The organism is Mesorhizobium sp. M1088, assembly GCF_040318575.1.
Lineage (GTDB): Bacteria > Pseudomonadota > Alphaproteobacteria > Rhizobiales > Rhizobiaceae > Mesorhizobium.
In genome coordinates this window covers 24,819-50,217 of record NZ_JAMYMO010000042.1, presented here as the reverse complement: position 1 = coordinate 50,217, position 25,399 = coordinate 24,819, and the positions used below count along the sequence as shown (strand labels likewise).

Here is a 25,399-nt window from a genome sequence, read left to right as displayed (position 1 = left end):
TTTTGCCCTCCAGCCGGCTCGGGGGTCCTTTGTGGGGTCTTGGGCCAGGGCTGCGCCAGCCCCATCTACACTTTCTCCTTGGGCCGGGGCTTCCTCCCGGGCACCGCGCAGGAATATGGCGGGTTGATCAAGCACGGCGCCAAGCTTCTGTTCGCCTATGCCGAAGCGACCGTGCCAAAGATCACCGTCATCACCAGAAAGGCCTATGGCGGCGCCTATGACGTCATGGCGTCAAAGCATTTGCGCGGTGACATGAACTATGCCTGGCCAACGGCGCAGATTGCGGTGATGGGGGCCAGGGGCGCGGTCGAGATCATCTATCGCAAGGACATCGGCGACGCGGAGAAAATTGCAGCACACACAAAGGCTTACGAAGATCGCTTCCTGTCGCCCTTCGTTGCCGCCGAGCGTGGCTATGTCGACGAGGTGATCATGCCGCATTCAACCCGCCGCCGCATCGCCCGCGCGCTCAGGATGCTGCGCAACAAGGATATGCAAAACCCCTGGAAGAAGCACGACAACATTCCGCTGTGAGGGGTTGATGTCGCGCCTGGTCTTCTACATGGGAGCGCACTTCGGCAGGTTTGCCGTCCTGCTTTTCGCTCTGCCGCTGTTCTGCCCAACAGTCTTATGGTTCTGGTTTCTCGACCGGCATCCGCTCGCCGTCATCGCGGCTGGCGTTGTTGCGATCCCAGCTGCGATGCTGGGCATGGTTCTGTTGATCGGGACATTGTTCGCCGGTTTTCGACCCAGCAAGGTGGACGGGATTACTCGGGAATCAGCCCCGAAATTATGGGCCATCTGGGAGAGTATTGCCGGCAAACACCGCGCCAGCCGGACTACCATCGTGCTGAGCCCCGATCTCAACGCCAGTATCGGTGAAGAGCGGCCGTTTCTGGGCCTGCTTGGTCGCAGGGCAATTCTCACCGTGGGCCTGCCGCTGCTCGCAGTGACCGACCAAAAGGGGGTTGCGGCGATCTTGGCCCATGAGGACGCCCATCTGAAAAATAAAGATACAAATGGCGGGCTCAACCTGGCCGAACTCGAAAAGAGCTTCGATCTAATCTTCGACTTCGCCCCACCGGGAAAAACAGTTTCGGGCAGCCTGTTCTACTGGATGCTTGGCCCGCTGTCGCGCACGCTGGAGCGCGAAGAAATACGGTTGTCGCGGCGGGCGGAAATTGACGCGGATCGTCATGCAGCGATGTCCGGCGATGCATATGAAGCGGCCCGCGCCCTGCTGCTGGTCGGTGCCGCCAGTGCGTTCTTCGATGACCAAGTGTATATTCCGCTTAAACGTGAACTGCTTGGCACCATGGTACCGCCTCGTCCACCACTCGAAAGAGTTCTGGCGGCCGCCAGTCACCTGTCGAGGCTTCCCATCCTGCAAGAATATGCGCAAAAGGCCTGGGACGCGCCAGATAACGAAAGCGCGGATCATCCGCCCTGGTCCGAACGTTTGAATGCTCTTGGATTTAGCTCGGCTCCAGAGATAGAACCAGTTCTGGTTTCCGCCTTGTCGAGCCTGCTGAGCGATGAGGTGGTCGCCGAACGCGTCCGGCATTTCGACGGTGAATGGACATCGAACATCGCCGACGACCTCGATCGATAGCTGTCCGCCCTGGAGCTACTGCGGCCAATGTCAGAGTCGTCGGCCTATTCCGCTTCCGCTGCTCCGAACCCGGCTCCCATCGTCGCGCGGACAGCGCCCGACCACGGCGTGGCGTGATTGTCGATGCGCATCTGGAAGATAAAATAGGTCGGCGAGCAGAAGCCGATGCCCTTCACTTTGCCGATACCGGGTGTATCGGGCGGCAGCGACTGACACATGTAATCCTCGCGGCAGAAATGGTCGGACGATTGCCGCGATTGACGGCGCCGCCCAGGCACTGATCGAAATTATTGGTCGCCACGCAGGTGTCGAATTTCTTGCCGCCAACCAGCCCGCAAATCTCGTTCGGCATCGGCTTGCCCGTCTTGAAGGCGGCAAAGCTGCGATCCCGGTCATCGCAGCCGCGATAGGCGATACCCGCCGGCACACCGATCTTCGGCGGTCGGCAGGTGTAGGCGGCGCGCGAAATGCTTGGTGCGAACGCGGCGAACTGACCGGTGATGGTATACCGGTCATTGAAAGGCTGTGCCGGGTTGCTGGCGATGGATCCCGTTAAACAAGGGTGGCCGGAAAACATATCTTCGCTGTCCTTGGGCAACAGGCATTGCGCCAGCTTGGTGCGCACGCCGGACGCGGTTGTCAACGGCGTGCAGACGGTGCCGCCACCGCATTGCCATGTCGCGCCGAAGCGGGCCGCATCCTGTGGCATCAGGCAAGGCATCGCCATCTCGGCCGGCGAATAGGCGATTTCGCCGGCATCGTTCCAGGTCGCCGGCGGCGCGAACGATAACGGGCGAAAGCGGTTCGGTTCCTTGCCGTCGGCAGTCGCGTGCAGCCAGGCGACGCGGCGCGGGATGTCGGCGTGGAGATGCGGGGAGATGCCGACCTCGATGCGGTTGAGCGGCGAGGTCGTCTTATCGTCCAGGCCGATGAAATGGAAGCCGGCGGTCGAGCCCGCCTGATGGCAGCCCTGGCAGGCGCCGTTGTCCAGCCGCTCGACCAGTGCCTCCGGCGTGCGCACCAGCCTCAAGGCGGAATAATCGAGCCCGACAAAATCCGCAGGCTGGAATAATGGCGCAAACGGGTGGTTGGCCTGCCTTGCGCTGCCGAAGGTCGACCAGGAGATGACCTTCCTTGCCAAGAATTCATCGGGGATTTTGTAGATGCCGAGATCGACCGCCGCGACATTGGTGCGGACATAGTCGGCAAGTCTTGCTTTCAGCGCAGCATCTTCGGCGAGACGTGCCGTGTCGGGCGTGTTTTCCAGCGGCTTTTCGCTGACAGCCGCTCCGTCGATGCCGAAAATTCGCATGAGATAGGCAGCCTGCCCGCCGAATTCGGTCTCCTGGCCGGAGGGGAAGCGCACCACTTGCGCATTGAGCTCGAGCTGCTTGAAGGTGAGCGCCGTCCTTTCCAGCGGCCCACCGGTCAGCCAGCCGGCATCGACGCTCTCGTCGAGTTGTGGTGCCCAGCGTCCCGCGACGCCGACACAACCGCCGTCGGCATCCGGCGCGGCATCGTAGACGGCACTGAAATTGAACGGCAGGCGCGAGGCCAGAACCTTGCCGTTCTTCTTGAAGCCGTAGGCGAGGCGATAGATGAAGCGCACTTCGCCGCAACTCGTGTCGCCTTGCAAGGCGGCGAAGTCGCGCCGGTCGAGCCGGTTGACCACGCCGACAAGGCGGAAGCGTGCGGCCTCGGTCCTCAGCCAGCGCATGTCCATGACGCGGCCAACATTGCCGTCGGTCACCTCGTAAAGCGGCCGGCCGCCGGCCTTCATCTCGGCCCGCAATGCCGCGACGTCGCTTGCAATCGTTTCGACGATCGCGTGGTAAGCGGGCGCCTTATCATAAAGCGTCTTCAAATCGCCGTTGCCATCGACGCCGAAAATGCCGGCGAACCCGTAACCGTTGCTGTCGAGAGCGGCGAGAACGGCCGGGTCGTCGACGATGGTCAGCGGAGTTCCGGCGTTCGCGGCCTGCGCCATGGATATGGCACTAATGATCGCAACGAGCAGCGCAATCAGGCGGTTCATTCGGCAGCCTTCCCGCGGCTTTCAACGAGCTCGCGCAGGACCGGCACCAGCGCCAGCGGCAGGTCCTCGGCGATCAGCCCCGGTCCGAAACGGCTGCCGGCCTCGGCATGGATCCAGACTGCCGCACAGGCCGCTTCAAAGGCCGGCATGCCCTGCGCCAGCAGCGCGGCGATGATACCCGACAGCACGTCGCCCGAACCGGCGGTGGCCAGCCAAGGCGCGCCATTGTCGTTGATCGCTGCCCGGCCATCGGGGGCCGCAATCACAGTGTCGGCACCCTTGTAGACGAGAGTGGCGTTGGCCCGTTCGGCTGCGGCGCGTGCCTTGGCCAGTTTGGACAGGTCCTTGTCCTCGGCGATATCTGAAAAAAGCCTGACGAATTCGCCGTCATGCGGCGTCATCACCAGAGCCGGCGCGCTCGGCCGGCTGGCGGCTTCGAACAGGGCATCCGTCGCGTCGCGAAACGAGGTGACGCCGTCGGCGTCGAGCACCAGTCCGTCGATCCCACCGTCTTGCCCACGAGCGCCATTCAGCACGGCCAGGGCGAATTCGCGCGTCTTCTCACCAATGCCAAATCCTGGGCCGAGCACGAAGGCCGATGGCCGGCGGCTGCCGACGAATTCGTCCACATCCGCGACAGTGTCTAGCTTGCGCAGCATGATCGAGGTCAGATGCGCCGCGTTCACATGGATGGCGTTCGCCGGCGACAGCAAGGTGACGGCCCCTGCCCCGCTCCTAGCCGCGGCAAGCGCCGACAGCCGCGCAGCACCCGTCGCCGACGGCCCGCCGGAAAAGACGCCGACATGGCCGCGTTTATACTTATGGGCGTCGACGGCCGGAACCGGAAAGCGGCCAAGCCAGAGCGCCGGAATGTTCTCGAATGTTCGTGGTTCAAGCTGCGCAACAACACTGTCGCTTATGCCGATATCAGCGAGCACGATTTCGCCGCACAGCTCGCGCCCCGGCAACAAAAGATGGCCTGGCTTTTTTCGCGCGAAGGTCACCGTGGTCCGGGCCCGGAAGGCCTTTCCTAACACATTGCCGCTCTCGCCTGAAACGCCCGACGGCAGGTCGACCGCAACAACCGGCAAATTCAATTCCGCCGCAATGTCGATCACCTTGGCGGCGTCGCCGGACAGCGGCTTGGACAGCCCCGCCCCATAGACCGCGTCAACCACGACCGAGCCCATCTCGGCAACAAAATCCGACAGCGGCCGAGCTTCAACCGGGCATTCCGAGGCAGCGAGTGCCGCATCACGGCCGCGTTTGGGCGATCCGGACGCCCACACAGAGACATCGACGGCGCTCTCCCGAAGGATGCGCGCCACGACATAGCCGTCGCCGCCATTGTTGCCGGGGCCGCAAAGCACATGGACGCGCGTTGCTTTCGGGTAGCGCTTGAGCACCACGGCAGCAACCGCAGCGCCGGCATTGCGCATCAGGCCGATGCCGTCGAATGGACCAGCGGCAATCGCCAGCCGGTCGGCCTCGGCCATTTCGGACGGAGAAAGAAGTTCGTGGCTCATGCGGGCGACATGCACATCATCTGCCGAAGCATTGTCCAGTTTTTGATCCGACGCAAACTACGAAGGTTATGAAACACACCGGCAATGCCCGGAGCGACGAGTCGCAGGTCCGCAGCTGCCCATGAAATATCCGATCTGCCCATTTTTTGTGCGGACGACGGGACCGGCGTTGTTTAGGCTCGTGGCGCTCATGGCGCATCCGACGCGGAGAATGACGCGAATGTACATTCCCGCGTAGCATGGTATCCAAATCATGTGAGCCCACCCGGCACCCCATCAATTGGCACAGTTCGTGCTTGATTGAGGCGCAAGCGGGGCTCACAACCCGTCTTTTTTGGCAGTGGAGGCCACTTTTTACATGAAAAAGATCGAAGCGATCATCAAGCCATTCAAGCTAGACGAAGTGAAGGAAGCGCTTCAGGAGGCCGGCCTGCAAGGTATCACCGTTACCGAGGCCAAAGGGTTTGGCCGCCAGAAGGGCCATACCGAGCTTTATCGCGGCGCCGAATATGTCGTCGACTTCCTGCCGAAGGTGAAAATCGAAGTCGTGCTCGGCGACGATGCGGTCGAAGCAGCGATCGAAGCCATCCGCAAGGCGGCCCAGACTGGCCGTATCGGCGACGGCAAGATCTTCGTCTCCAACATCGAGGAAGTGGTGCGCATCCGCACCGGGGAAACCGGCATGGACGCCGTCTGAATTTTCCCGTTAAAAGGCCATGTTCAAAACGTCATCACATAGGGAAGCAGGGACATGACGACAGCCAAAGACATCATGAAGCAGATCAAGGACAACGACGTTAAGTTCGTCGATCTGCGCTTCACCGATCCGAAGGGCAAACTGCAGCACGTTACGATGGATGTCGTCGAGGTCGAGGAAGACATGTTTGCCGATGGCGTCATGTTCGATGGTTCCTCGATCGCTGGCTGGAAGGCGATCAACGAGTCCGACATGGTGCTGATGCCGGATTCCGATACGGTGCATATGGACCCGTTCTTCGCGCAGTCGACCATGGTCATCCTGTGCGACATCCTCGATCCGATCTCCGGGGAGTCCTACAATCGCGACCCGCGCGGCACCGCAAAAAAAGCCGAGGCCTACATGAAGGCCGAAGGCATCGGCGACCAAATCTTCGTCGGTCCTGAAGCCGAGTTCTTCGTGTTCGACGACGTCAAGTACAAGGCCGATCCCTACAACACCGGCTTCAGGCTGGATTCGACCGAACTGCCGTCCAATGACGACACCGACTACGAGACCGGCAACCTCGGTCATCGGCCGCGCATCAAGGGCGGCTATTTCCCGGTGCCGCCGGTCGATTCGGCGCAGGACATGCGCTCGGAAATGCTCACCGTGCTCGCCGAGATGGGCGTGCGCGTCGAAAAGCACCACCACGAAGTGGCCGCCGCACAGCACGAGCTCGGCATCAAGTTCGACACGCTGGTCCGCAACGCCGACAAGATGCTGATCTACAAATATGTCGTGCACCAGGTTGCCAACGCCTATGGCAAGACCGCCACCTTCATGCCGAAGCCGGTGTTCGGCGACAATGGCTCGGGCATGCATGTCCACCAGTCGATCTGGAAGGAAGGCAAGCCGACCTTCGCCGGCAACGAATATGCCGGCCTGTCCGAGAGCTGCCTGTTCTATATCGGCGGCATCATCAAGCATGCCAAGGCGATCAACGCCTTTACCAACCCGCTGACCAACTCCTACAAGCGCCTGGTGCCGGGTTATGAAGCGCCGGTGCTGCTCGCCTATTCGGCACGCAACCGCTCGGCCTCGTGCCGCATTCCGTTCGGCTCGTCGCCGAAGGCCAAGCGCGTCGAGGTCCGCTTCCCCGATCCGGGCGCGAACCCCTATCTTGCCTTCGCCGCCATGCTGATGGCCGGCCTTGACGGCATCAAGAACAAGATCCACCCGGGACAGCCGATGGACAAGGATCTCTACGACCTGCCGCCGAAGGAATTGAAGAAAATCCCGACCGTCTGCGGCTCGCTGCGCGAGGCTTTGCAGAGCCTCGACAAGGACCGCGGCTTCCTGAAGGCCGGCGGCGTATTCGACGACGACCAGATCGACAGCTATATCGAGCTCAAGATGGCCGAGGTAATGCGCTTCGAAATGACCCCGCATCCGGTCGAATACGATATGTATTATTCGGTGTGATCCGGATCGTTGCAGCCAATAGAAAAAACCCCGGCAAAGACGCCGGGGTTTTTTATTGTGATGCGATTGGAGAGAAAGTCACAGCGCAGACCTGAGGTCCACGCCATGACGAATGCTCAAGCCGCTGCCGAAACCTCGGCGCTGGTCGGGACGGAGGCGATCGTCTTCAATATCTGCGAGGCGATCTGGTAGGGGTCGCCCTGCGAATTCGGCCGGCGATCTTCGAGATAGCCCTTGTAGCCGTTGTTGATGAAGGAGTGCGGCACGCGGATCGAGGCACCGCGATCGGCGATGCCATAGCTGAACCTGTTCCACGGCGCGGTCTCGTGCTTGCCGGTCAAACGCTTGTCGTTGTCCGGCCCGTAGACGGCGATGTGATCCATCAGGTTCTTGTCGAAAGCCGCCATCAGCGCTTCGAAATACGCCTTGCCGCCGACTTCGCGCATATAGGCTGTCGAGAAGTTGGCATGCATTCCCGAGCCGTTCCAGTCGGTGTCGCCGAGCGGCTTGCAGTGATATTCGATGTCGATGCCGTATTTCTCGGTCAGGCGCTGCATCAAATAGCGTGCCATCCACATCTGGTCGGCGGCCTTCTTGGAGCCCTTGCCGAAGATCTGGAATTCCCACTGGCCTTTGGCCACTTCGGCGTTGATGCCTTCATGGTTGATGCCGGCGGCAAGGCAAAGGTCGAGATGCTCCTCGACGATCTGCCTGGCGACGGAGCCGACATTGCTATAGCCGACGCCGGTATAGTACGGGCCTTGCGGCGCCGGATAGCCGCTCTCGGGGAAGCCGAGCGGGCGGCCGTCCTTGTAGAAGAAATACTCCTGCTCGAAGCCGAACCAGGCGCCCTCGTCGTCGAGGATGGTGGCGCGTTTGTTGGACGCATGCGGCGTGACGCCGTCCGGCATCATGACCTCGCACATGACGAGCGCGCCATTAGTGCGGGCGGGATCCGGATAAACGGCGACCGGCTTCAAAACGCAGTCGGAGCTGTGGCCCTCGGCCTGCATGGTCGAAGAACCGTCGAAGCCCCACAGCGGAAGCTGGTCGAGCGTCGGAAACTCGGCGTAGTCCTTGACCTGCGTCTTTCCGCGAAGATTGGGAACCGGGGTGTATCCATCGAGCCAAATGTACTCGAGCTTGTATTTCGTCATTCTAGCCTCTCGTTGCTTGATCACCGAACCCTGGATGGCGCCGGGGCGAGCCGGCCTATCCAGCAGCCGACCTGCCGGATTACTAAAATGCAATTCGTGTGCCATTCTCGCCGGCGATGGATGCGGCAAAAGAGAGGTTGTATCCGCCCAAAATCGCTGGTCCGCCGTCATGCTGCGTTCGGATCATCCACAAGCACATTTTGCACAAATAATGTGCAAGTACTGATCTTTTAGTAATCATGTTGCCTATTTCGGTTGCTGAACCTATGTTGGGGAAAGGTTGAATCGGCAAGGTTCTGTCGAAGAAAGGAAACCGACAATGGAAATCACTTCCACTCGTCAGTCGGCCAAAATCCTGGTGTTCCCGGTGGCAGCGCGCGCTTCTGCCTCAAATTTAAGCGGAAAGGCTAAGTTCGCGGCAGAACTTGCTTCGTTGCGCAACCGAACGGATTTCGGAAGTGCCTGGTATCATGAAGCAGCGATCGAGGAAGCGAGCCAGGATCGGAAGAGCTAAGCCCTTCCCCTCCATGCACTCGATAGATTGGAAAAGCCCGGCGCGATCACTCGCGCCGGGCCTTGCTTTGAACCGGACAGGCCGGCTACTGTTTGGTGTGCAGGTCCGTTCCGAGCGTATCCCTGACGAAGATCATGCCGATGATCAGCGACATCGCTGCAACAGCGACCGGATACCAGAGGCCGTAATAGATGTTGCCCTTAGCCGCGCTCAGCGCGAAGACGGTCACCGGCAGTAAACCGCCAAACCAGCCATTGCCAATATGATAAGGCAGCGACATGCCGGTGTAGCGGATGCGGGTCGGGAACATCTCGACCAGGATCGCAGCAATCGGCCCGTAAACCATGGTCACGTACAGAACCAGGATGAACAGGATGCCGATGGTCAGCGGCCAGTTGATCTGCGCCGGATCCGCGAACATGGCAAAAGCGCCGGACGCGGGAATGTTGTAGACTGTCACCTCGGTTGCGCCAGCCGCTTCTTCCTTGGTCAGGATCTTGTCCGCGACTGCCTTGTCTGTCGGGACGGTTGTTTTTTCGCCGGCACGAATCGCGGTGGCATCGAGTTTAAGCTCGGGATTGGCAGCCACAAAAGCGTCGAGCTTCTGGTCGGCCACTTTCGATGCCGCACGCTTTAGAGGATAACCTCCATCCTGTAAGGCGATATTGATTGCCTTGCCGAAGGCTGTCTCCTTGGCCTTCAACTGGTCGCCAACCGCGACCGCGTCATAGGCTTCAGTCGTTTCGTTGCCGATCTTGACCGTTGCAGCAGTTCCGGGCGCGGCTGTCGTGACCACATCGTATGGCACGGAACTCTTCGCAAGGAATGCCGTGGCAACATCGCACGAGCTGGTGAATTTCCATGTTCCGGTCAGATTGAATTGGAAACTGCAGTCGCCCGGTGCCGCGGTGACGGTTGCTCGAACATTTTCCTGCGCGGTAGCTAGAGTGGGATTAGCGGCGCGGGTCAGTGCCTTGAACAGTGGAAAGGTGGTGACGATCGCCAGCGCCAAACCCGCCATGATGATCGGTTTGCGGCCGATCTTGTCGGAGAGCCAGCCGAATACGACGAAGAAGATGGTGCCAAGCGCCAGCGCGATTGCGATCATGATATTGACCGACTGCGGATCGACCTTGAGCACGTTCTGCAGGAAGAACAGCGCGTAGAACTGGCCGTTGTACCAGACCACGGCCTGGCCAGCGGTAAGGCCAAGCAGCGCCAGCAATGCGATCTTGGCGTTTTTCCACTGGCCGAAGGCTTCGGACAGGGGTGCCTTGGAGCCTTTGCCCTCGGCCTTCATACGCTGGAAGGTCGGAGACTCGGCAAGTGACAGGCGAATCCAGACCGAGATGGCGAGCAGGACCGCGGAAACCAGGAACGGAATGCGCCAGCCCCAAGCTGTGAAATCTTCCTTGCTGAGGGAATTCTGCACAATCAGAATCACGATCAGCGACAGGAACAGGCCGAGCGTTGCGGTGGTCTGGATCCATGAGGTGTAGAAGCCACGGCGGTCATCTGGAGCGTGCTCGGCGACGTAGGTCGCGGCGCCGCCATATTCGCCGCCAAGCGCCAGACCCTGCAGCAGACGGAGCGCAATCAGCATGATCGGCGCGGCAATGCCCCAACTGGCGGAGCCGGGAAGCACGCCGACCAGGAAGGTCGATAGACCCATGATCATGATGGTGACAAGAAATGTGTACTTGCGGCCGACGAGATCGCCGATGCGGCCAAACACCAGGGCACCAAGCGGGCGAACGATGAAGCCTGCGGCAAACGCCAGAAGCACGAAGATATTTCTCGTTGTTTCCGGATAGGAGTTGAAGAATGCGGTGCCGATCGCGGCCGCCAATGCACCGTAGAGATAGAAATCGTACCATTCGAAAATGGTGCCGAGCGAGGAAGCGAAGATGACCTTCTTCTCCTCGCGCGTCATGCCGCGGCTTGTTTTGCCGGCGGTCGATGCCATTGCCATGAGCGTATCCTCCCGTGTGATTCTGTCAGTCCTCGATGCGGCACTTCATCGTCCGCGTTTCCTCGCAACGCAGACTCAGTGCAGCCATCGGTGCAAAAAATGACAGAAAGCAGTGCCCAGAGGCAGACCGCCTTTGGGATTATGACTTTGGTCTAATGTGCAGTGCGAAATCGCAGGCGGTGCCGTCAGCCTTTGAGAGCTTCGAGCAGCCTGACTGCGGCCATCATGTCGCGCTTGCGGGTAGCGCGGCGCGCGACGGCCTCGGCATCATGGCCCCATTGCTCGGCCTGCCAGTCCTCGTCGACATGACCGGCAGCCCAGGCCGCCTCGCCGTCGAGCTCGCCGAAGTCGACGGCCAGCGCCAGCAGCGCCGATCCGGTCAGCGACGTCATGACGTGGATGGCGGCAAGGCGCAGCGGATCGGCACGTTGGGCAAGATGCTGGCCAAGCAGCGCGATACTCTCGCGCGGCTGTTCGACATGGATCACGCCTTCGGCAAGATGGAACCGGGCGCCGAGAGCGCTGCGCACCCAGTCGATGACCGGATCCCAAAGCTGGTTCTGCCGCTCGACGAGTCCTTGGGGCGCATCGGCGCGGTAGCAGAGCAGATCGGACGAGGCAAAGCGCAGGATATCCTCCAGCACGGCCTGGGGATCACTGGCGACGCCATCGATTGCCGTATTGACCAGACGCATCACCGGCATCGTCACCGGGTTGATGGTCTCCTCCTGTGCGGCGAATTCCTCGGCGACGAGAGCAGCCGCCTTTTCGGTCGGCAGCGCCAGCAGCGCCTTGGCCGGCGTGCGGACGGGCTTGCCATCGAGATGGACGGCAAAACTGTCTTCGACCGGTGCTACCGCGACGGTCTTGTAGAAGCGCTTCGGCAGCGGCGTCTTCATCTGGATCTGGGCGCGACGCACCGGGTCCGGATCAGAGAGCAGCTTTCCAGCTTCGAGGTCGTTCAATATATCGCGCATGCTCATCCGGGACTTTGTTTTCGGGCCGGCCGGTTGACGATGATGAGTCCGGCGGCGATCAGGGCGAGTGCCAGGAAGATACGAACGGTCAGCGGCTCATTCAAGAACACGGCGCCGCACAGCACACCAAATACCGGCGACAGGAAAGTGAAGCTCGACAGTCCAGATGCAGGGTAGCGCCGCAGCAGCCAGAACCACAGCACATAGGTGAAGGCGACGACATAGACGGCCTGGAACAGCAGAGCCAAGGTCGGCAGAAGAGTAAAGCTGCGGACGGGCGGCCCGGCAAAGGGCATCACCAAAATGCCGACGACAGCGGCTCCGGCCAGCTGATAGAGCAGCAGCTTTTCGGCGCTGGCCGTCACCAGCTTCGACCGCTTGATGACGATATTGGTCACGGCCCACAGAATGCCGGCACCCAGCAAATCGCCACCCAATGTTGCGCCGCCATTGGCGCTCAGTTTATCGGAAAACACCGCGATCAATCCAGCGAAAGCGAGCAGAAGACCAACGAGCTTGCGTGCCGTGATGCTTTCGCCCAGCAGGAAATGACCGCCGACCAACATCCAGAACGGCATGGTGTTGACCAGCAAAGTGTTGCGCACGACAGTGGTATGCTCGAGCCCGACATAGAGAAACAGGAACTCGAGACCGAAAAGCGCGCCTGCCAGAATGCCGGCGACGAGGGTCTTGTCGGGCGTGAACAGCGCACTGCCGCGCCAGCGGCACCAGCCGAAAACACACAGGCCGCCGATCACCGACCGTGCGATCGACAGGAAAATGGGATCGTAGCCGGCGTAGGAGATCTTGGCGGCGACGTAGTTCAGCCCCCAGGAAAAAGTCAACCCAACCATGATGGCGGCTGCCGCCAGATCGACCGCGTCACGGCGGTCGAGGGTTTCTGTGGCGACGCCCACCAGCGCTAGTCCTCGGCACTCTGCTCGTCGAAACCGAGCAGGTTCCAGCTCTGGCGCATATGCGGCGGCATCGGTGCGGTGACGTCGACAAAGCCCTTGTCGGGATGCGGGATAACGATGCGGCGCGCGTGCAGATGCAGCCGGTTCTGCATGCCGCCTGGAAAATCCCAATTGGTGTCGGCCTCGAAATATTTGGGGTCGCCGATGATCGGGCAACCGATATGGGCGGCATGGACGCGAAGCTGGTGGGTGCGCCCGGTATAGGGTTCCATTTCCAGCCAGGACAGGGTCTGCGCCGCCTGCTCGACTATGCGGTAATAGGAGACGGCGTGATCGGCGCCCTTTTCGCCATGCTTGGCGATACGCACACGATCGCCGTCGGGCGTCGGTTCCTTGATCAGCCAGGTCGAGATCTTGTCCTCGCGCTTCGGCGGCACGCCCTTGACCAGCGCCCAGTAGGTTTTCTTCGTCTCACGCGCCCGGAACGCTTCGGCGAGCTTCATGGCGGCGAGCCTTGTACGGGCGACAACCAGCACACCCGACGTGTCGCGGTCGAGCCGGTGCACCAGGCGCGGCTTCTCGCCCTTCTGGTTGCGCCAGGCTTCCAGCATGTCGTCGACATTGCGGGTGACGCCCGAGCCGCCCTGCACTGCCAGGCCGGCCGGCTTGTTGAAGACGAAGACCTTCGGGTCCTCATGGATCAGCATCTTTGCCAAAACGTCGGCGTCGCCCTGGTTGCGGATCGAATGACCGGTGAGCGGGCTTTCACCTTTCTTGTCGACTTCGAGCGGCGGCACACGCACCGTCTGGCCGGCTTCGACGCGGGTATCGGCCTTCACCCTGCCGCCGTCGACGCGGATCTGGCCGGAACGCAGCAGCTTCTGCAGATGACCGAAACCGAGACCGGGGAAATGGCTCTTGAACCAGCGATCGAGCCGCATGCCCGCCTCGCCGGCGTCCACTGTGATCTGTTCAACGCCTGCCATGATTCCAATCGCCGTTTTGCAGGCATGCAACGGCATTCGCCGGTACCCGCAATCTCACTCGCTTATTCGTTGTCGGTTCCATATTGCAGAACCTGAACTTTCTCCAGCGTAATCAAACCACTTGTCATGATTGTTTCAAGCACGGGCAGGAAAGCGGCCAATTTTTCCTCGTCATCGACGATCTCAATGACGAGTGGCAGATCCTCCGATAGGCGGAGGATCTTCGTGGTGTGAAGCCGGCTGGAATGGCCGAACCCCATCGCGCCGCGCAGGACGGTCGCGCCGGCTATCTGCATTTCGCGGGCCCTCAGCACAATAGCCTCATACAGCGGACGGCCATCTGCCCTGTCGTTTTCGCCGATAAAGATGCGCAGCAATTGTGCCTGTGTTGGTATCTTCATTGCCTGGACCCTCTCAGCCGGTTGAGCCGAACTGCAAAGATGTGGCCAAGCCAGACGGCGGCAAGCCAGGCCACCACGGAGATCGCGATATTGAGTCCCGCCGCCACAAACCTCCCGCCTTGCGCGAGGATGAGTGTTTCAAGGCTGAAAGCGGAGAAGGTCGTCAGGCCGCCGCAGAAGCCGGCCATGAAGAATTGACGTTGCAGCGGACCGGCGAAGACGCGACCATCCGGTCCCGTCAATGTCGCGTAGAAGCCGATGAGGAACGAGCCAACAATATTGACGAGGAGCGTGCCGAAGGGAAATCCAGCGCCCCACAGGGCAGTGCTCGTCGATGAGGCAAGCGCCCGCAACACACCGCCGATCATGCTGCCTGCGGCCACGGTCGCATAGAGCCGAACCGTTTCGTTGGTTCTGCGACGGCCAATGAGGCGCGCCGCATGCCCTGCCGCGGTAGTGTCCGTCCCGTCGTGGCGGAGCTTCCGCGGGCCGCTCACCGCAGACTTCCGGCGGCAAAGCCCAGCGTCACGCCGCCGAGGCTCAGAAAAACCGAAAGCAGCACATTTCCGCCGGCGCGCCGCCATTCGCCCTCGCGCGCCAGCGCCAGCGTCTGCAGGCTGAAGGAAGAAACCGTGGTATAGCAGCCGAGGCCGCCGGTAACGGTAAAGGCCCAGATGGCGGGCATGCCGTCGCGCGCCACCGCATGCGCAACGACACCGATTGCAAACGCTCCCGAGACATTGACGGCCATAGTGCCCCAGGGAAAGGTCTCGCCGACCCGGCGGGCGACGAAGCCGGACAGGAAGAAGCGGGCCATTGCACCGATCGCGCCACCAAGGCAGACAAGCAACAGATAATACATCGTGCTCCCTCGCGCCGGTCACACCACGGTGTCAGGCGGCTCCGGCCTTCTTCGGCTTGCTGGAGCCGATCATCTTCCAGTTCTTGTAGAACATGGCATTGATGCGCTCGACGCTGACCGAAACGATGGCGAGAAGAGCGGCGATCAGGCCGGGAAATGGCGATGGCCGGATGATGTCCATGAACACGCAGTAGCGGCGCCCATCATATTCGTTGACCGATCGGTGCAGCAGCGTGTCGTCGAAAATATAGAGCGGATTGTCGTGCCAGTAGTTCCTGGCGTTGTTGCACTCGACGAAAACCTCGGCCTTCACCGGGAGAAGATTGTAGAGAATGCGCAGGCTGAGCCGCAGCGGTCCGAAATGCCAGGAGGTCGATTCCCTGCCCCTGAACACCGACACGGCGATGGTCTTGATGTATTTGAAATCCTTGTTGAATTCGGCAACGTTGTCGATTTTGTGCTTGCCATACCACTGGTAGACATACATGCCGCGCCGGCCGCTGCCGAAATTGGCGTCGATATCGGCGATGATCTCGTCCTTGCGCGCTTTGAAGACGTCGAGAACCTCGTTGACCTCACGCTGATAGTCCGGAGGAAACTGGTCCAGTTTCCAGACACCGCGGTTTCTGTAGCACAGCAGATCGACCAGCAGATTGAAGGGCGAAAGCAGCCAGGTGAAGATGCCGTTGCCGAGGAAATAACCACTGAACAGGGCCCAGTTCTTGTTGTCGTTGCGCAACACGTCGATCAGGCCGAGGACAATGAAAATTGTCGTCAGGATGGGAATGAAATAGAAGCCGAGCGCCAGCAGCGGGATCGCTATGGCGAACTTCCGGAGGGTCTTGCGAGTTCTTTTTGTCATTTTTCCACGCGCCAGGCGCGATTCCGTTCTGAATATCGTCGGTACGTTTCTGGCCTGTCCGCCGGCCGAAGGCGCACCTTGATAGGGTTTTTTATCCCGCCAGACAACGGCGATCACACCAGTGTGCGACTGGCAGCTACTTTTCCCGCTCGCTGCGCAGCTTCGCCCAATAATCCAGCCGCTTCCTGATATCGCGCTCGAAGCCGCGCTCGGGCGGGTCGTAGAATGTCTGCCTTCCCATCTTCTCCGGAAAATAGTCCTGGCCGGAAAAAGCGTCGGGCTCGTCGTGGTCGTAGCGATAGCCGGCGCCGTAATCTTCCTGTTTCATCAGCTTGGTCGGAGCATTGAGAATGTGCTTGGGCGGCAGCAGCGAACCGAATTCCTTCGCCGCCTGTGTGGCGGCCTTGAACGCGGTATAGACTGCATTGGATTTCGGCGCGGTGGCGAGATAGACGGTCGCCTCGGCGAAGGCCAGTTCGCCCTCGGGCGAGCCCAGATAGTCATAGGCGTCCTTGGCGGCGTTAGCGACGACGAGCGCCTGCGGGTCGGCCAGCCCGATATCCTCCATCGCCATGCGCACCAACCGGCGCCCGAGATAAAGCGGATCTTCGCCGGCGTCGAACATGCGGGCCAGATAGTAGAGTGCCGCGTCGGGGTCGGAGCCGCGCACCGATTTGTGCAAGGCGGAGATCAAATTGTAGTGGCCGTCCTGTCCCTTGTCGTAGATCGGCGCGCGGCGCTGGACGATGCGCTGCAGGGCTTCGGCGCCGAACACCTCCTTTGATTTCGCTGCGCGCCAGACCTCTTCGGCGAGCGTCAATGCCGCGCGGCCGTCGCCGTCGCTCATGCGGATGAGCATCGCCCGCGCGTCTTCATCGAGCGGCAGCGGCCTGCCCTCTGCCTGTTCGGCCCGCGCCAGCAGCTTGGCAATACTGTCCTCGCCGAGTGAGTGAAAGACCAGCACGCGCGCGCGCGACAAAAGCGCGGCGTTAAGCTCGAAGGACGGATTCTCCGTGGTGGCGCCGACCAGCACGACGGTGCCGTCTTCCATCACGGGCAGAAAACTGTCCTGCTGGGCGCGGTTGAAGCGATGGATCTCGTCGACGAACAGCAGCGTCTGGCGGCCGTTCGAGCGGCGCAGCTTCGCTGCCTCGAACACTTTCTTCAGGTCGGCAACGCCGGAAAACACCGCCGATATCTGTTCGAAGGCGAGGCTTGTCTCGCCGGCAAGCAGCCTTGCGACCGTGGTCTTGCCAGTGCCGGGCGGGCCCCAGAAAATCATCGAGCCGAGCGAGCCGGAACCGATCAGCCGCGTCAGCGCGCCGTCGGGTCCGGTCAGATGCTCCTGGCCGACGACCTCGCCAAGGTTCTTCGGGCGCAGACGGTCCGCCAGCGGCCTGCCGGGCGGCGTCTTTTCCGGTTCGTCGACACTGAACAGATCGGCCATGCAACTTCTTCTGCCTGGAGTCCGATCATGCTGACGGTCGGGCTCAGTAACGCAACACCTGGCGCAGTATCTGCCCGCCGCGCTCGACGGTAAAGCGCCACCAGCGCGTATCCTGCTGGGCTACCTGTTCCAGGGTCGCCGCCTTGTCGATCGTCAGGCCATTGACCTCACGCACGATGTCGCCTGGCTGGAAGCCAAAATCGGCAGCAGGCGAATCGCGGTTGATGTCGACCACGGTGACGCCTTTGACATCGGTGCGCAGACCGAGCCGTTGGGCAAGCCGTGGCGACAGTTCAGCAACCTTGGCACCGGAGAACGGGCTGCGGCCGCGCAATGTGAGTTCCGCAGCTTTGGCGCCCTCAGGCGGCCGTTCCAGCGCGATGTCCATCGTCGCCTGCTGACCCTTGCTCAGAACGCCGAAGCTGGCATTCGTACCAATCGACAGCGTCGCCATGCGGTAGTCCAGCGCCCCGACGCTCTCGACCGGCTTGCCGTTGAGCGACAGCACCACGTCGCCAGGCTTGAGCCCTGCCTTGGCCGCGGGTCCCGCCTCTTCGACCGAAGAAACCAGCGCACCGGTCGGTTTGTCAATGCCGAGCGATTCGGCAATCTGCGGCGTCACCGCCTCGAACTCGGCACCTGCATACGGCCGCTCGAAGAAGTCGAGTCCGGCCTTGGCCGCATCGGCGAAAGCGCGGACCATGTTCGAAGGGATGGCAAAGCCGATGCCGATCGAGCCGCCGCTACGGCTATAGATCGCCGTGTTGATGCCGATCAGCTGCCCTCCCATGTTGACCAGCGCGCCACCGGAATTGCCGGGGTTGATGGCGGCGTCGGTCTGGATGAAGAAGCTGGAATCGGAGACGCCGATATGGCTGCGCGCCACGGCCGAAATGATGCCGCTGGTGGTGGTCTGGCCGACACCGAACGGATTGCCGATCGCCAGCACCAGATCACCGACCTCGAGCGCGTCGGAATCGCCGATAGCGATCACCGGGAACGGCTTGTCAGAAGAAATCTTGAGCACGGCGAGGTCGAGCGTCTCATCCTTGAGCAGCACCTTGCTGTCGAATTCGCGCCCGTCGGCGGTCGCTACCTTGACCTGGTCAGCGTTCTTGACGACGTGGAAATTGGTGACCACGACGCCGGTGGGATCGACCAGCACCCCCGAACCGAGCGAAGACTGCGCGCGCGGCTGCGAACGGCCGAAGAACTCCTCGAAGAACGGATCGCCGTCGAAGGGCGACGTCACCTTGGCGGTTTGCGAGGCGTAGACATTGACCACGGCCGGCCCTGTCTGCTTGACCAGCGGCGCGAAGGACAGTTGCACCTCCTCGCGGCCGAACGGCACGCGCTTGTCGGGGCCGGAAGTGGCGTTTTCGCCTTCGACGCCATGCAATAGATCCGTCAGCACGTCGGACAAACCGGGGTCTGGCTTGTTCTCCTCCGCCAGCGCGTGCCTGGCCGCCGGCACGATGGCCAGCGCCATCAAGGCGCAGATCAGAACAAGGGACAGCCGTTTAACGCGCATTCCGAATCCTCCAAGTCGGGCGCCATTGTCCTGACGATTGTGCAAAATGAAAGGCTAAGCCGCTGAAATCCGATTATTTTGGGCGGCAAAGCAGTTATAGGTGAGCTCGCAACCGGAAAGCCTTGTCGACCCTCATGAAAAAACAGCTCCTGTCATTCCGTGATTTTTTGAAGACCGGCACTTTGGGCCCTGTTGTCCCAGGCATGAAAATGATCGAAATTGCCGAAGCGTTCGGTGCGCCGGACGGCTGGCTGACCGAGTATGCGGAGGCGGTGCCCGAGTACTGGTTTTACGGAACGCTTGAGGCCTCGTTCGACAAAGACCCGCCACATGTGCTGAATTGGTTTCAGATCGAACATGTGTATGAAATTCGCGGCAAGAGCAAACGAATAACAGACGAATTTGCTCTTTCAATGGATGGGTTCGACAGCAGAACAAAGCCATCGGAATTCCTGGACGCGGGCCTGTGGACACCAGAAGAGGCTATGGTGTTCTACGTCGCATCGATGAATGATATCGACCTGAATATCTGCGCGGGTCCCATTCAGATTTATTTCCGCGTTGATACTGACTTTATCAAAGATCGGGACGCCGAAAAATATCTGAACGGCGTGACTGTGTCCCAATTGATACGCGATATCGATCATCGAACGGAGGTCGACAGCATTTATTCTTATTCATTTCCGGCAATCAAGAGGATAACAAATGCGATTGATTGGAAGTCAATAGGCGGAAGAGACTACCTCAACGTTGCGAGGTAAGAGGTCGCCACATCAACGAAAAGGGGGCCCTCGGGCCCCTTAAACTCTCTCGGGAAAAACCAAGCCTTATGCGGCTGCGGCTTCCTCTTCGGTGCCTTCGGCCTCGATGCGGGCACGGTCGCCGGCGCCCTTGGCCGAGGTGTCGCGGTCGACGAATTCGATGACCGCCATTGCGGCATTGTCACCGTGGCGGAAGCCGGCCTTCATGATGCGCAGATAGCCGCCGTTGCGGGTCGCGTAGCGCGGCGCGATGGTATCGAACAGGCGCTTGACGACGCCTTCATTGCCGATCTGGGCAATAACCTGGCGGCGGGCGTGCAGGTCGCCGCGCTTGCCGAGCGTCACCAGCTTTTCGACGATCGGACGCAAATCCTTCGCCTTCGGCAGCGTGGTGAGGATCTGCTCGTGCTCGATAAGCGACACGGCAAGGTTGGCAAACATCGACTTGCGATGGCTTATGCTGCGGGCGAACCGGCGGCCTTTAAATCCGTGGCGCATGGCTCTTCTCCTTCATTGCGGTTTCAAGAGGCCTGAGCCTCAGTTGGTTAGCCGCATGATCTTGTCCGAAAAGTCTGCAACTTTTTGCTGCGCTGACCTTCGGTTCGGGATCATGCTTAATATTGATCTTCGTAACGCTTGGCGAGGTCTTCGATGTTTTCCGGCGGCCAGTCCGGCACTTCCATGCCGAGATGAAGGCCCATCGCCGCCAGGACTTCCTTGATCTCGTTCAGCGATTTGCGGCCGAAGTTCGGGGTGCGCAGCATCTCGGCTTCGGTCTTCTGTATCAGATCGCCGATATAGACGATGTTATCGTTCTTCAGGCAGTTGGCCGAACGCACCGAAAGCTCGAGTTCGTCGACCTTCTTGAGCAGCGCCGGGTTGAAGGCAAGCTCGGTAACCTGTTCGGCAGCGACTTCCTTCTGCGGCTCGTCGAAATTGACGAACAGGCCGAGCTGGTCCTGCAGGATGCGAGCGGCGAAGGCCACCGCGTCCTCGCCCGAAATCGAACCGTCGGTCTCGATGGTCATGGTCAGCTTGTCATAGTCGAGAACCTGGCCCTCGCGGGTGTTCTCGACCTTGTACGAGACCTTCTTGACCGGCGAATACAGGCTGTCGACGGGGATCAGCCCGATCGGCGCGTCCTCGGCGCGGTTACGGTCGGCCGGCACATAGCCCTTGCCGGTATCGACGGTGAATTCCATGCGGATTTCAGCGCCTTCGTCCAACGTGCAGATGACGTGGTCGGGATTGAGGATCTCGACGTCGCCGACCGTCTGGATGTCGCCGGCGAGAACCGCGCCCGGTCCCTGCTTCCGGACGACCATGCGCTTGGGGCCGTCGCCTTCCATGCGGATGGCGATTTCCTTGATGTTCAAAACGATGTCGGTCACGTCCTCGCGGACGCCGGCGATGGACGAGAATTCATGCAGAACGCCGTCGATCTGCACGGCGGTTACAGCCGCGCCACGCAGCGAAGACAGAAGCACGCGGCGCAGCGCGTTGCCTAGGGTGAGGCCGAAGCCGCGCTCGAGCGGCTCGGCGACCAGCGTGGTCAGCGTCTTCTTCTTCGACGAGAACTCGATCTTGTTCGGCTTGATCAGTTCTTGCCAATTTTTCTGGATCATAGTGCTTTCCTTCCGTTGTCCCGCCACCATCCAATCGTGGCGGGCGACCTGGAATGCCGTGGAGGAGCGCCCTTGAGGCGCTCGCGCGGCGTTCGGTAAATTCTTTAGACGCGGCGCTTCTTGCGCGGACGGCAGCCGTTGTGCGGGATCGGCGTCACATCACGGATCGAGGTGATGGTGAACCCTGCTGCCTGCAGTGCGCGCAACGCCGATTCACGACCGGAGCCGGGTCCACAGACCTCGACCTCGAGCATGCGCATGCCGTGTTCCTGAGCCTTCTTGGCAACATCTTCGGCAGCCATCTGGGCAGCGAAAGGGGTCGACTTGCGCGATCCCTTGAAGCCCTGGGCTCCGGCCGACGACCAGGCAATCGAATTGCCCTGTGCGTCGGTGATGGTGATCATCGTGTTGTTGAAGGTCGAATTGACGTGGGCAACGCCCGACGAGATATTCTTGCGTTCGCGACGGCGAACACGAGCGGCTTCCTTGGCCATGATAGTCCTTTCAGTTGATCTCTACACCGCCGTAATGCCAGCGGCTCCACCAGGGAGAAGGCAGTGGGGGAATATGGCAGTAGGGCAGTATGTCTGCCGTCCCTATTGCCTTACTGCCCTACCCCCTTACTGCCCTAAATTACTTCTTCTTTCCGGCAATCGACTTGGCCGGGCCCTTACGGGTGCGCGCATTGGTGTGCGTGCGCTGGCCACGAACCGGCAGCGAGCGACGGTGACGCAGGCCGCGGTAGCAGCCGAGGTCCATGAGCCGCTTGATGTTCATCGACACTTCGCGGCGCAGGTCGCCCTCGACCTGGTAGTCGCGGTCGATGGTCTCGCGGATCTGCAGCACTTCCGCGTCGGTCAGTTGGTTGACGCGGCGCTCGGCCGGGATGCCGACCTTGTCGACGATCTCCTGGGCGAACTTCTTGCCAATGCCGTGAATGTATTGAAGCGCAATGACAACGCGCTTGTTGGTCGGAATGTTGACGCCGGCTATACGAGCCATGTTCTTCTCTTCTCCATATAGGCCGGGCGAGCCGGCGCTTCAAGTTGCCCCGCGTCCGGTGGAGGCCGGCCCTTGCGGGAGTTTCCAGTTCAAAGCGGCCTGCCTTGCCCTTGCGGACAAGCAAGCCTCATGCCTGATAGGAAGACGGGCCGCCATACCCCAGCGGACCGCTCCAGTCAAGCGCAATCGTTCGATTCTCTAGCCGGCCGCCTGGCCAACCCGCCGGGTCGTCGCCCTGAGCACCGCCTCGATCTGCTGCGTCACCGCATCGATGTCGGCCATGCCATCGACGCCCCTGAGTTTACCCTTGGCGTAGTAGTAGCCGATCAGCGGCGAGGTTTTCTTGTAATATTCCCTCAAGCGTTCTTCGAACACCGCTGGACTGTCGTCCTTGCGCACCGGCAGGCCTGCGGCCTTGGCTTCTTCGGCGCGCTTGACGATTCGGCCAACCAGCGCCTTGTCATTGACGACAAATTCGATGACCGCATCTAGCTCCAGTCCGCGATCCGACAGCATTTCCTCAACGGCGTCCGCTTGCACCAGAGTTCGGGGATACCCGTCAAGGATGAAGCCGTTTGCGCAATCAGCTTGATCGATGCGCTCGGCTACGATGGCGTTGACGATAGCGTCGGACACCAGTTCGCCAGCGTCCATCACCGCTTTGGCGCGCTTGCCGACTTCGGTGCCGGCCTGGACAGCAGCACGCAGCATGTCCCCCGTGGAAAGCTGTGGGATGCCGTGTCGTTCTACCAGTCTCAGTGCTTGTGTCCCCTTGCCCGCCCCCGGCGGTCCAAGCAATATCAACCTCATCTGGCCTTTTTCCCCCCGCGCAGCTTCGACTTCTTGATCAGGCCCTCATACTGGTGCGCGATCAGGTGACCCTGAATCTGCGCCACCGTATCGAGCGTTACACTGACCACGATCAGGAGCGAAGTGCCACCAAGGTAGAACGGTACGCCAGTCGCTGAAATCAGGAACTCGGGCAGCAGACACACCAGCACCAGATAGATGGCGCCGACGACGGTGATGCGGGTGAGCACATAGTCAATATAGTCCGCGGTGCGCTCGCCCGGGCGATAGCCCGGGATGAAGCCCGAATGCTTCTTCAATTGGTCCGCGGTGTCCTTCGGGTTGAAGACGATCGCCGTGTAGAAGAAGGCGAAGAACACGATCATCGCCGCGTAGAAGGCCATGTAGAGCGGCTGGCCATGACCGAGCGATGCCAGGATGGTGCTGGCCCAAGCGGGCATGTTCGTCGTCTGCGAGAAACCGGCGACGGTCGCCGGCAGCAGCAATAGCGACGAAGCGAAGATCGGCGGAATGACGCCGGATGTGTTGAGCTTCAGCGGCAGATGCGAGGTATCGCCCTGGAACATGCGATTGCCGACCTGGCGCTTGGGGTACTGAATCAGCAGGCGGCGCTGGGCGCGCTCGAAAAAGACGATCAGGCCGATAACGATAATGGCGAGCACGATGATCGCCAGGATCAGGCCGGTCGACAGCGCTCCGGTGCGGCCTAGCTCCAAGGTACCGGAGATGGCGCGCGGCAGGCCGGCGACAATGCCGGAGAAGATGATCAGCGAAATGCCGTTGCCGATGCCGCGGGCGGTGATCTGCTCGCCGAGCCACATCAGGAACATGGTGCCGCCGACCAGCGTGACGACGGTCGAGATGCGGAAAAAGATGCCGGGATCGTTGACGATGCCGTTTCCGCCCTCGAGCCCGACCGAAATGCCGTAGGCCTGGACCAACGCCAGAAGCACGGTCCCGTAGCGCGTATACTGGTTGATAATCTTGCGGCCCTGCTCGCCTTCCTTCTTCAGCGCTTCCAGCGACGGAATGACCGAGGTCATCAGCTGCATGATGATGGAGGCGGAGATATAGGGCATGATGCCGAGGGCAAAGATCGCCATGCGCTGCACGGCACCGCCTGCAAACATATTGAACATGCCAAGCACGCCCTTGCTCTGCGACGAGAAGGCGTGGGCAAACGCGTCCGGATTGATGCCGGGCAGCGGGATATAGGTGCCAAGACGGTAGACGAGCAGCGCGCCGATGGTGAACCAGATGCGCTTCTTCAGATCCTCGGCCTTGGCGAAGGCCGAAAAATTCAGATTCGAGGCTAGTTGTTCAGCAGCCGAAGCCATGCCTGATTCTCCGCTTGGTCACGCTCGATGCCCGCAGCTCAGGCGGCGCGTGTCACCGAAACTCACGAGATAAGCTCCGGACTGCAAACATGCAAGCGGCCGCGTTGATGCGGCCGTCACATCTGTCGGATCAAAGCACGACCGCAGGCAAAACCGAATTCCACCTTTGCCGGCCGTGCTTCAAATTGCCGTTACTCGGCGGCTGCCTTCTCAGGCAGCTTCACCGAGCCGCCGGCCTTTTCGATCTTCTCGATCGCGGCCTTGGAGGCTCCGGCTACGTCGAAGACAAGCTTGGCCTTGATGTCGCCGTCTGAAAGGATGCGCACGCCGTCCTTGACGCGACGGATGACGCCAGCCGCAACCAGCGCCTCGGCCGTTACAACTGTCTTGGCGTCGAGCTTCTTGGCATCGAGCGCCGCCTGGATGCGGGCCAGCGACACGACGGTGAAGCTCTTGGCGAAGATATTGTTGAAGCCGCGCTTCGGCAGGCGGCGGTAGAGCGGCATCTGGCCACCCTCGAAGCCGTTGACGGCGACGCCGGAGCGCGCCTTCTGGCCCTTGACGCCGCGACCGGCGGTCTTGCCCGAACCGGAGCCGATGCCACGGCCGAGACGCTTCTTGGAGTGCGTCGCGCCGTCCTTGTCACGCAGATCATTGAGTTTCATCTGGGTTCTCCTGCGCTCTGGTTCAGCCCTCGTCCACGACGCGGACGAGATGCTGGACGGCAGCGATCATGCCGCGCACCGAGGGCGTATCCTCCAGCGTGCGCTGCTTGTGCATCTTGTTGAGGCCGAGGCCGACCAGCGTTGCGCGCTGCTCCTTCGGCCGGCGGATCGGCGAACCGATCTGCTCGACGGTGATGGTCTTGGTTGCTTTCTTGGCCATGGTCAAATCCCTGGTCAGC

The 25,399-nt window shown here is 61.0% G+C and carries 28 protein-coding genes; 6 read left to right on the top strand and 22 right to left on the bottom strand.

Going from position 1 to position 25,399, the window contains the following annotated elements:
* On the top strand, positions 1-534 hold a 534-nt coding region (locus NKH49_RS29555), incomplete at its 5' end, for a carboxyl transferase domain-containing protein (protein ID WP_352929064.1).
* Positions 535-541: 7 nt separating this feature from the next.
* Positions 542-1,612, top strand: a complete 1,071-nt coding sequence (locus NKH49_RS29550; RefSeq protein ID WP_352815522.1) for a M48 family metallopeptidase — start codon at positions 542-544, stop codon at positions 1,610-1,612.
* Between the two features lie 44 nt (positions 1,613-1,656).
* Here the strand turns inward: NKH49_RS29550 and NKH49_RS29545 are convergent, their stop codons facing one another.
* Genes NKH49_RS29545 through NKH49_RS29535 form a run of 3 tightly spaced genes read right to left on the bottom strand, consistent with a single transcriptional unit; the run spans position 1,657 to position 5,173 of the window.
* On the bottom strand, positions 1,657-1,830 hold the full coding sequence (locus NKH49_RS29545) for a hypothetical protein (protein WP_352919798.1): 174 nt from the start codon (positions 1,828-1,830) through the stop codon (positions 1,657-1,659).
* Complete coding sequence (locus NKH49_RS29540) at positions 1,785-3,647, bottom strand: hypothetical protein (RefSeq protein WP_352929062.1); 1,863 nt, start codon at positions 3,645-3,647, stop codon at positions 1,785-1,787. The genes NKH49_RS29545 and NKH49_RS29540 overlap by 46 nt, the downstream gene beginning before the upstream one ends.
* Complete coding sequence (locus NKH49_RS29535) at positions 3,644-5,173, bottom strand: NAD(P)H-hydrate dehydratase (protein ID WP_352815518.1); 1,530 nt, start codon at positions 5,171-5,173, stop codon at positions 3,644-3,646. Before NKH49_RS29535 ends, NKH49_RS29540 begins: the two co-directional genes overlap by 4 nt.
* 358 nt (positions 5,174-5,531) lie before the next feature.
* Between NKH49_RS29535 and NKH49_RS29530 the strand changes: the two genes are divergently transcribed.
* Positions 5,532-5,870: a P-II family nitrogen regulator gene (locus NKH49_RS29530; protein WP_019857988.1), complete on the top strand. Its 339-nt coding sequence runs from the start codon at positions 5,532-5,534 to the stop codon at positions 5,868-5,870.
* A 54-nt stretch (positions 5,871-5,924) separates the two neighbouring features.
* On the top strand, positions 5,925-7,334 hold the full coding sequence (glnA, locus tag NKH49_RS29525; RefSeq protein ID WP_023675115.1) for a type I glutamate--ammonia ligase: 1,410 nt from the start codon (positions 5,925-5,927) through the stop codon (positions 7,332-7,334).
* Between the two features lie 116 nt (positions 7,335-7,450).
* Here glnA and NKH49_RS29520 read toward each other — a convergent pair whose 3' ends face one another.
* Positions 7,451-8,491, bottom strand: a complete 1,041-nt coding sequence (locus NKH49_RS29520; protein ID WP_023717535.1) for a glutamine synthetase beta-grasp domain-containing protein — start codon at positions 8,489-8,491, stop codon at positions 7,451-7,453.
* 319 nt (positions 8,492-8,810) lie between these two features.
* Here NKH49_RS29520 and NKH49_RS29515 point away from each other — a divergent pair, with 319 nt between their 5' ends.
* Positions 8,811-9,005, top strand: a complete 195-nt coding sequence (locus tag NKH49_RS29515) for a DUF2735 domain-containing protein (protein ID WP_352772917.1) — start codon at positions 8,811-8,813, stop codon at positions 9,003-9,005.
* An 85-nt stretch (positions 9,006-9,090) separates the two neighbouring features.
* Here the strand turns inward: NKH49_RS29515 and NKH49_RS29510 are convergent, their stop codons facing one another.
* The 10 genes from NKH49_RS29510 to NKH49_RS29465 all read right to left on the bottom strand — a co-directional run bounded on the left by NKH49_RS29510 (position 9,091) and on the right by NKH49_RS29465 (position 18,960).
* Positions 9,091-10,977: an MFS transporter gene (locus NKH49_RS29510; protein WP_352929059.1), complete on the bottom strand. Its 1,887-nt coding sequence runs from the start codon at positions 10,975-10,977 to the stop codon at positions 9,091-9,093.
* Positions 10,978-11,162: 185 nt separating this feature from the next.
* The gene (locus tag NKH49_RS29505; protein WP_352929066.1) at positions 11,163-11,954 is read right to left on the bottom strand and encodes an ATP12 family chaperone protein; all 792 of its coding nucleotides are present in this window, start codon (positions 11,952-11,954) and stop codon (positions 11,163-11,165) included.
* Positions 11,955-11,956: 2 nt separating this feature from the next.
* Positions 11,957-12,808, bottom strand: coding sequence for a DMT family transporter (locus tag NKH49_RS29500; protein WP_502907960.1), 852 nt, complete (start codon positions 12,806-12,808; stop codon positions 11,957-11,959).
* Between the two features lie 68 nt (positions 12,809-12,876).
* Positions 12,877-13,857: an RluA family pseudouridine synthase gene (locus NKH49_RS29495; RefSeq protein WP_352451037.1), complete on the bottom strand. Its 981-nt coding sequence runs from the start codon at positions 13,855-13,857 to the stop codon at positions 12,877-12,879.
* A gap of 62 nt (positions 13,858-13,919) precedes the next feature.
* Positions 13,920-14,258, bottom strand: a complete 339-nt coding sequence (locus tag NKH49_RS29490) for a DUF190 domain-containing protein (protein WP_352541989.1) — start codon at positions 14,256-14,258, stop codon at positions 13,920-13,922.
* A complete protein-coding gene (locus NKH49_RS29485) occupies positions 14,255-14,626 on the bottom strand; it encodes a CrcB family protein (protein WP_352451039.1) in 372 nt (123 codons plus the stop codon). The genes NKH49_RS29490 and NKH49_RS29485 overlap by 4 nt, the downstream gene beginning before the upstream one ends.
* A gap of 125 nt (positions 14,627-14,751) precedes the next feature.
* Complete coding sequence (gene crcB, locus NKH49_RS29480; protein WP_352929055.1) at positions 14,752-15,120, bottom strand: fluoride efflux transporter CrcB; 369 nt, start codon at positions 15,118-15,120, stop codon at positions 14,752-14,754.
* Between the two features lie 31 nt (positions 15,121-15,151).
* Entirely contained in the window at positions 15,152-15,982 is an 831-nt protein-coding gene (locus NKH49_RS29475; RefSeq protein WP_352614176.1) for an aspartyl/asparaginyl beta-hydroxylase domain-containing protein, read from the bottom strand.
* Between the two features lie 136 nt (positions 15,983-16,118).
* Positions 16,119-17,429, bottom strand: a complete 1,311-nt coding sequence (locus NKH49_RS29470; RefSeq protein ID WP_352502953.1) for a replication-associated recombination protein A — start codon at positions 17,427-17,429, stop codon at positions 16,119-16,121.
* Between the two features lie 43 nt (positions 17,430-17,472).
* The gene (locus tag NKH49_RS29465) at positions 17,473-18,960 is read right to left on the bottom strand and encodes a DegQ family serine endoprotease (protein WP_352614177.1); all 1,488 of its coding nucleotides are present in this window, start codon (positions 18,958-18,960) and stop codon (positions 17,473-17,475) included.
* Positions 18,961-19,094: 134 nt separating this feature from the next.
* Between NKH49_RS29465 and NKH49_RS29460 the strand changes: the two genes are divergently transcribed.
* The gene (locus NKH49_RS29460) at positions 19,095-19,721 is read left to right on the top strand and encodes a hypothetical protein (RefSeq protein WP_352614178.1); all 627 of its coding nucleotides are present in this window, start codon (positions 19,095-19,097) and stop codon (positions 19,719-19,721) included.
* 66 nt (positions 19,722-19,787) lie between these two features.
* Here NKH49_RS29460 and rplQ read toward each other — a convergent pair whose 3' ends face one another.
* The 8 genes from rplQ to rpmD form a co-directional block, all read right to left on the bottom strand.
* Entirely contained in the window at positions 19,788-20,219 is a 432-nt protein-coding gene (rplQ, locus tag NKH49_RS29455; protein ID WP_023675127.1) for a 50S ribosomal protein L17, read from the bottom strand.
* Between the two features lie 116 nt (positions 20,220-20,335).
* Entirely contained in the window at positions 20,336-21,346 is a 1,011-nt protein-coding gene (locus NKH49_RS29450; protein WP_023675128.1) for a DNA-directed RNA polymerase subunit alpha, read from the bottom strand.
* A 104-nt stretch (positions 21,347-21,450) separates the two neighbouring features.
* Positions 21,451-21,840, bottom strand: a complete 390-nt coding sequence (gene rpsK / locus NKH49_RS29445) for a 30S ribosomal protein S11 (protein ID WP_006205444.1) — start codon at positions 21,838-21,840, stop codon at positions 21,451-21,453.
* 139 nt (positions 21,841-21,979) lie between these two features.
* Positions 21,980-22,348 carry a 30S ribosomal protein S13 gene (rpsM, locus tag NKH49_RS29440; protein ID WP_006205445.1) on the bottom strand — a complete coding sequence of 123 codons (369 nt, stop codon included), beginning with the start codon at positions 22,346-22,348 and terminating at the stop codon, positions 21,980-21,982.
* Between the two features lie 198 nt (positions 22,349-22,546).
* Positions 22,547-23,158, bottom strand: a complete 612-nt coding sequence (locus NKH49_RS29435; protein WP_352614179.1) for an adenylate kinase — start codon at positions 23,156-23,158, stop codon at positions 22,547-22,549.
* Positions 23,155-24,495 (bottom strand): preprotein translocase subunit SecY, encoded by a 1,341-nt coding sequence (secY, locus tag NKH49_RS29430; protein WP_352471807.1) that lies wholly within the window; start codon positions 24,493-24,495, stop codon positions 23,155-23,157. Before secY ends, NKH49_RS29435 begins: the two co-directional genes overlap by 4 nt.
* 191 nt (positions 24,496-24,686) lie before the next feature.
* Entirely contained in the window at positions 24,687-25,160 is a 474-nt protein-coding gene (rplO, locus tag NKH49_RS29425) for a 50S ribosomal protein L15 (RefSeq protein WP_352929052.1), read from the bottom strand.
* Between the two features lie 22 nt (positions 25,161-25,182).
* Positions 25,183-25,380: a 50S ribosomal protein L30 gene (gene rpmD, locus NKH49_RS29420; protein WP_006205449.1), complete on the bottom strand. Its 198-nt coding sequence runs from the start codon at positions 25,378-25,380 to the stop codon at positions 25,183-25,185.
* Positions 25,381-25,399 lie beyond the last annotated feature (19 nt).

Coding starts and splice junctions, on each gene's coding strand:
- NKH49_RS29450 (WP_023675128.1), bottom strand. CDS start 21,346: ATGATCCAGAAAAATTGGCAAGAACTGATCAAGCCGAACAAGATCGAG.
- rplO (WP_352929052.1), bottom strand. CDS start 25,160: ATGAAACTCAATGATCTGCGTGACAAGGACGGCGCGACGCACTCCAAG.
- NKH49_RS29465 (WP_352614177.1), bottom strand. CDS start 18,960: ATGCGCGTTAAACGGCTGTCCCTTGTTCTGATCTGCGCCTTGATGGCG.
- NKH49_RS29435 (WP_352614179.1), bottom strand. CDS start 23,158: ATGAGGTTGATATTGCTTGGACCGCCGGGGGCGGGCAAGGGGACACAA.
- NKH49_RS29520 (WP_023717535.1), bottom strand. CDS start 8,491: ATGACGAAATACAAGCTCGAGTACATTTGGCTCGATGGATACACCCCG.
- NKH49_RS29510 (WP_352929059.1), bottom strand. CDS start 10,977: ATGGCAATGGCATCGACCGCCGGCAAAACAAGCCGCGGCATGACGCGC.
- NKH49_RS29485 (WP_352451039.1), bottom strand. CDS start 14,626: ATGATCGGCGGTGTGTTGCGGGCGCTTGCCTCATCGACGAGCACTGCC.
- rpsM (WP_006205445.1), bottom strand. CDS start 22,348: ATGGCTCGTATAGCCGGCGTCAACATTCCGACCAACAAGCGCGTTGTC.
- rpmD (WP_006205449.1), bottom strand. CDS start 25,380: ATGGCCAAGAAAGCAACCAAGACCATCACCGTCGAGCAGATCGGTTCG.
- crcB (WP_352929055.1), bottom strand. CDS start 15,120: ATGTATTATCTGTTGCTTGTCTGCCTTGGTGGCGCGATCGGTGCAATG.
- NKH49_RS29535 (WP_352815518.1), bottom strand. CDS start 5,173: ATGAGCCACGAACTTCTTTCTCCGTCCGAAATGGCCGAGGCCGACCGG.
- NKH49_RS29460 (WP_352614178.1), top strand. CDS start 19,095: ATGAAAAAACAGCTCCTGTCATTCCGTGATTTTTTGAAGACCGGCACT.
- glnA (WP_023675115.1), top strand. CDS start 5,925: ATGACGACAGCCAAAGACATCATGAAGCAGATCAAGGACAACGACGTT.
- NKH49_RS29530 (WP_019857988.1), top strand. CDS start 5,532: ATGAAAAAGATCGAAGCGATCATCAAGCCATTCAAGCTAGACGAAGTG.
- NKH49_RS29470 (WP_352502953.1), bottom strand. CDS start 17,429: ATGGCCGATCTGTTCAGTGTCGACGAACCGGAAAAGACGCCGCCCGGC.
- NKH49_RS29475 (WP_352614176.1), bottom strand. CDS start 15,982: ATGACAAAAAGAACTCGCAAGACCCTCCGGAAGTTCGCCATAGCGATC.
- NKH49_RS29550 (WP_352815522.1), top strand. CDS start 542: ATGTCGCGCCTGGTCTTCTACATGGGAGCGCACTTCGGCAGGTTTGCC.
- NKH49_RS29505 (WP_352929066.1), bottom strand. CDS start 11,954: ATGCGCGATATATTGAACGACCTCGAAGCTGGAAAGCTGCTCTCTGAT.
- rplQ (WP_023675127.1), bottom strand. CDS start 20,219: ATGCGCCACGGATTTAAAGGCCGCCGGTTCGCCCGCAGCATAAGCCAT.
- NKH49_RS29545 (WP_352919798.1), bottom strand. CDS start 1,830: ATGTGTCAGTCGCTGCCGCCCGATACACCCGGTATCGGCAAAGTGAAG.
- NKH49_RS29490 (WP_352541989.1), bottom strand. CDS start 14,258: ATGAAGATACCAACACAGGCACAATTGCTGCGCATCTTTATCGGCGAA.
- NKH49_RS29540 (WP_352929062.1), bottom strand. CDS start 3,647: ATGAACCGCCTGATTGCGCTGCTCGTTGCGATCATTAGTGCCATATCC.
- NKH49_RS29500 (WP_502907960.1), bottom strand. CDS start 12,808: ATGGTTGGGTTGACTTTTTCCTGGGGGCTGAACTACGTCGCCGCCAAG.
- secY (WP_352471807.1), bottom strand. CDS start 24,495: ATGGCTTCGGCTGCTGAACAACTAGCCTCGAATCTGAATTTTTCGGCC.
- NKH49_RS29515 (WP_352772917.1), top strand. CDS start 8,811: ATGGAAATCACTTCCACTCGTCAGTCGGCCAAAATCCTGGTGTTCCCG.
- rpsK (WP_006205444.1), bottom strand. CDS start 21,840: ATGGCCAAGGAAGCCGCTCGTGTTCGCCGTCGCGAACGCAAGAATATC.
- NKH49_RS29495 (WP_352451037.1), bottom strand. CDS start 13,857: ATGGCAGGCGTTGAACAGATCACAGTGGACGCCGGCGAGGCGGGCATG.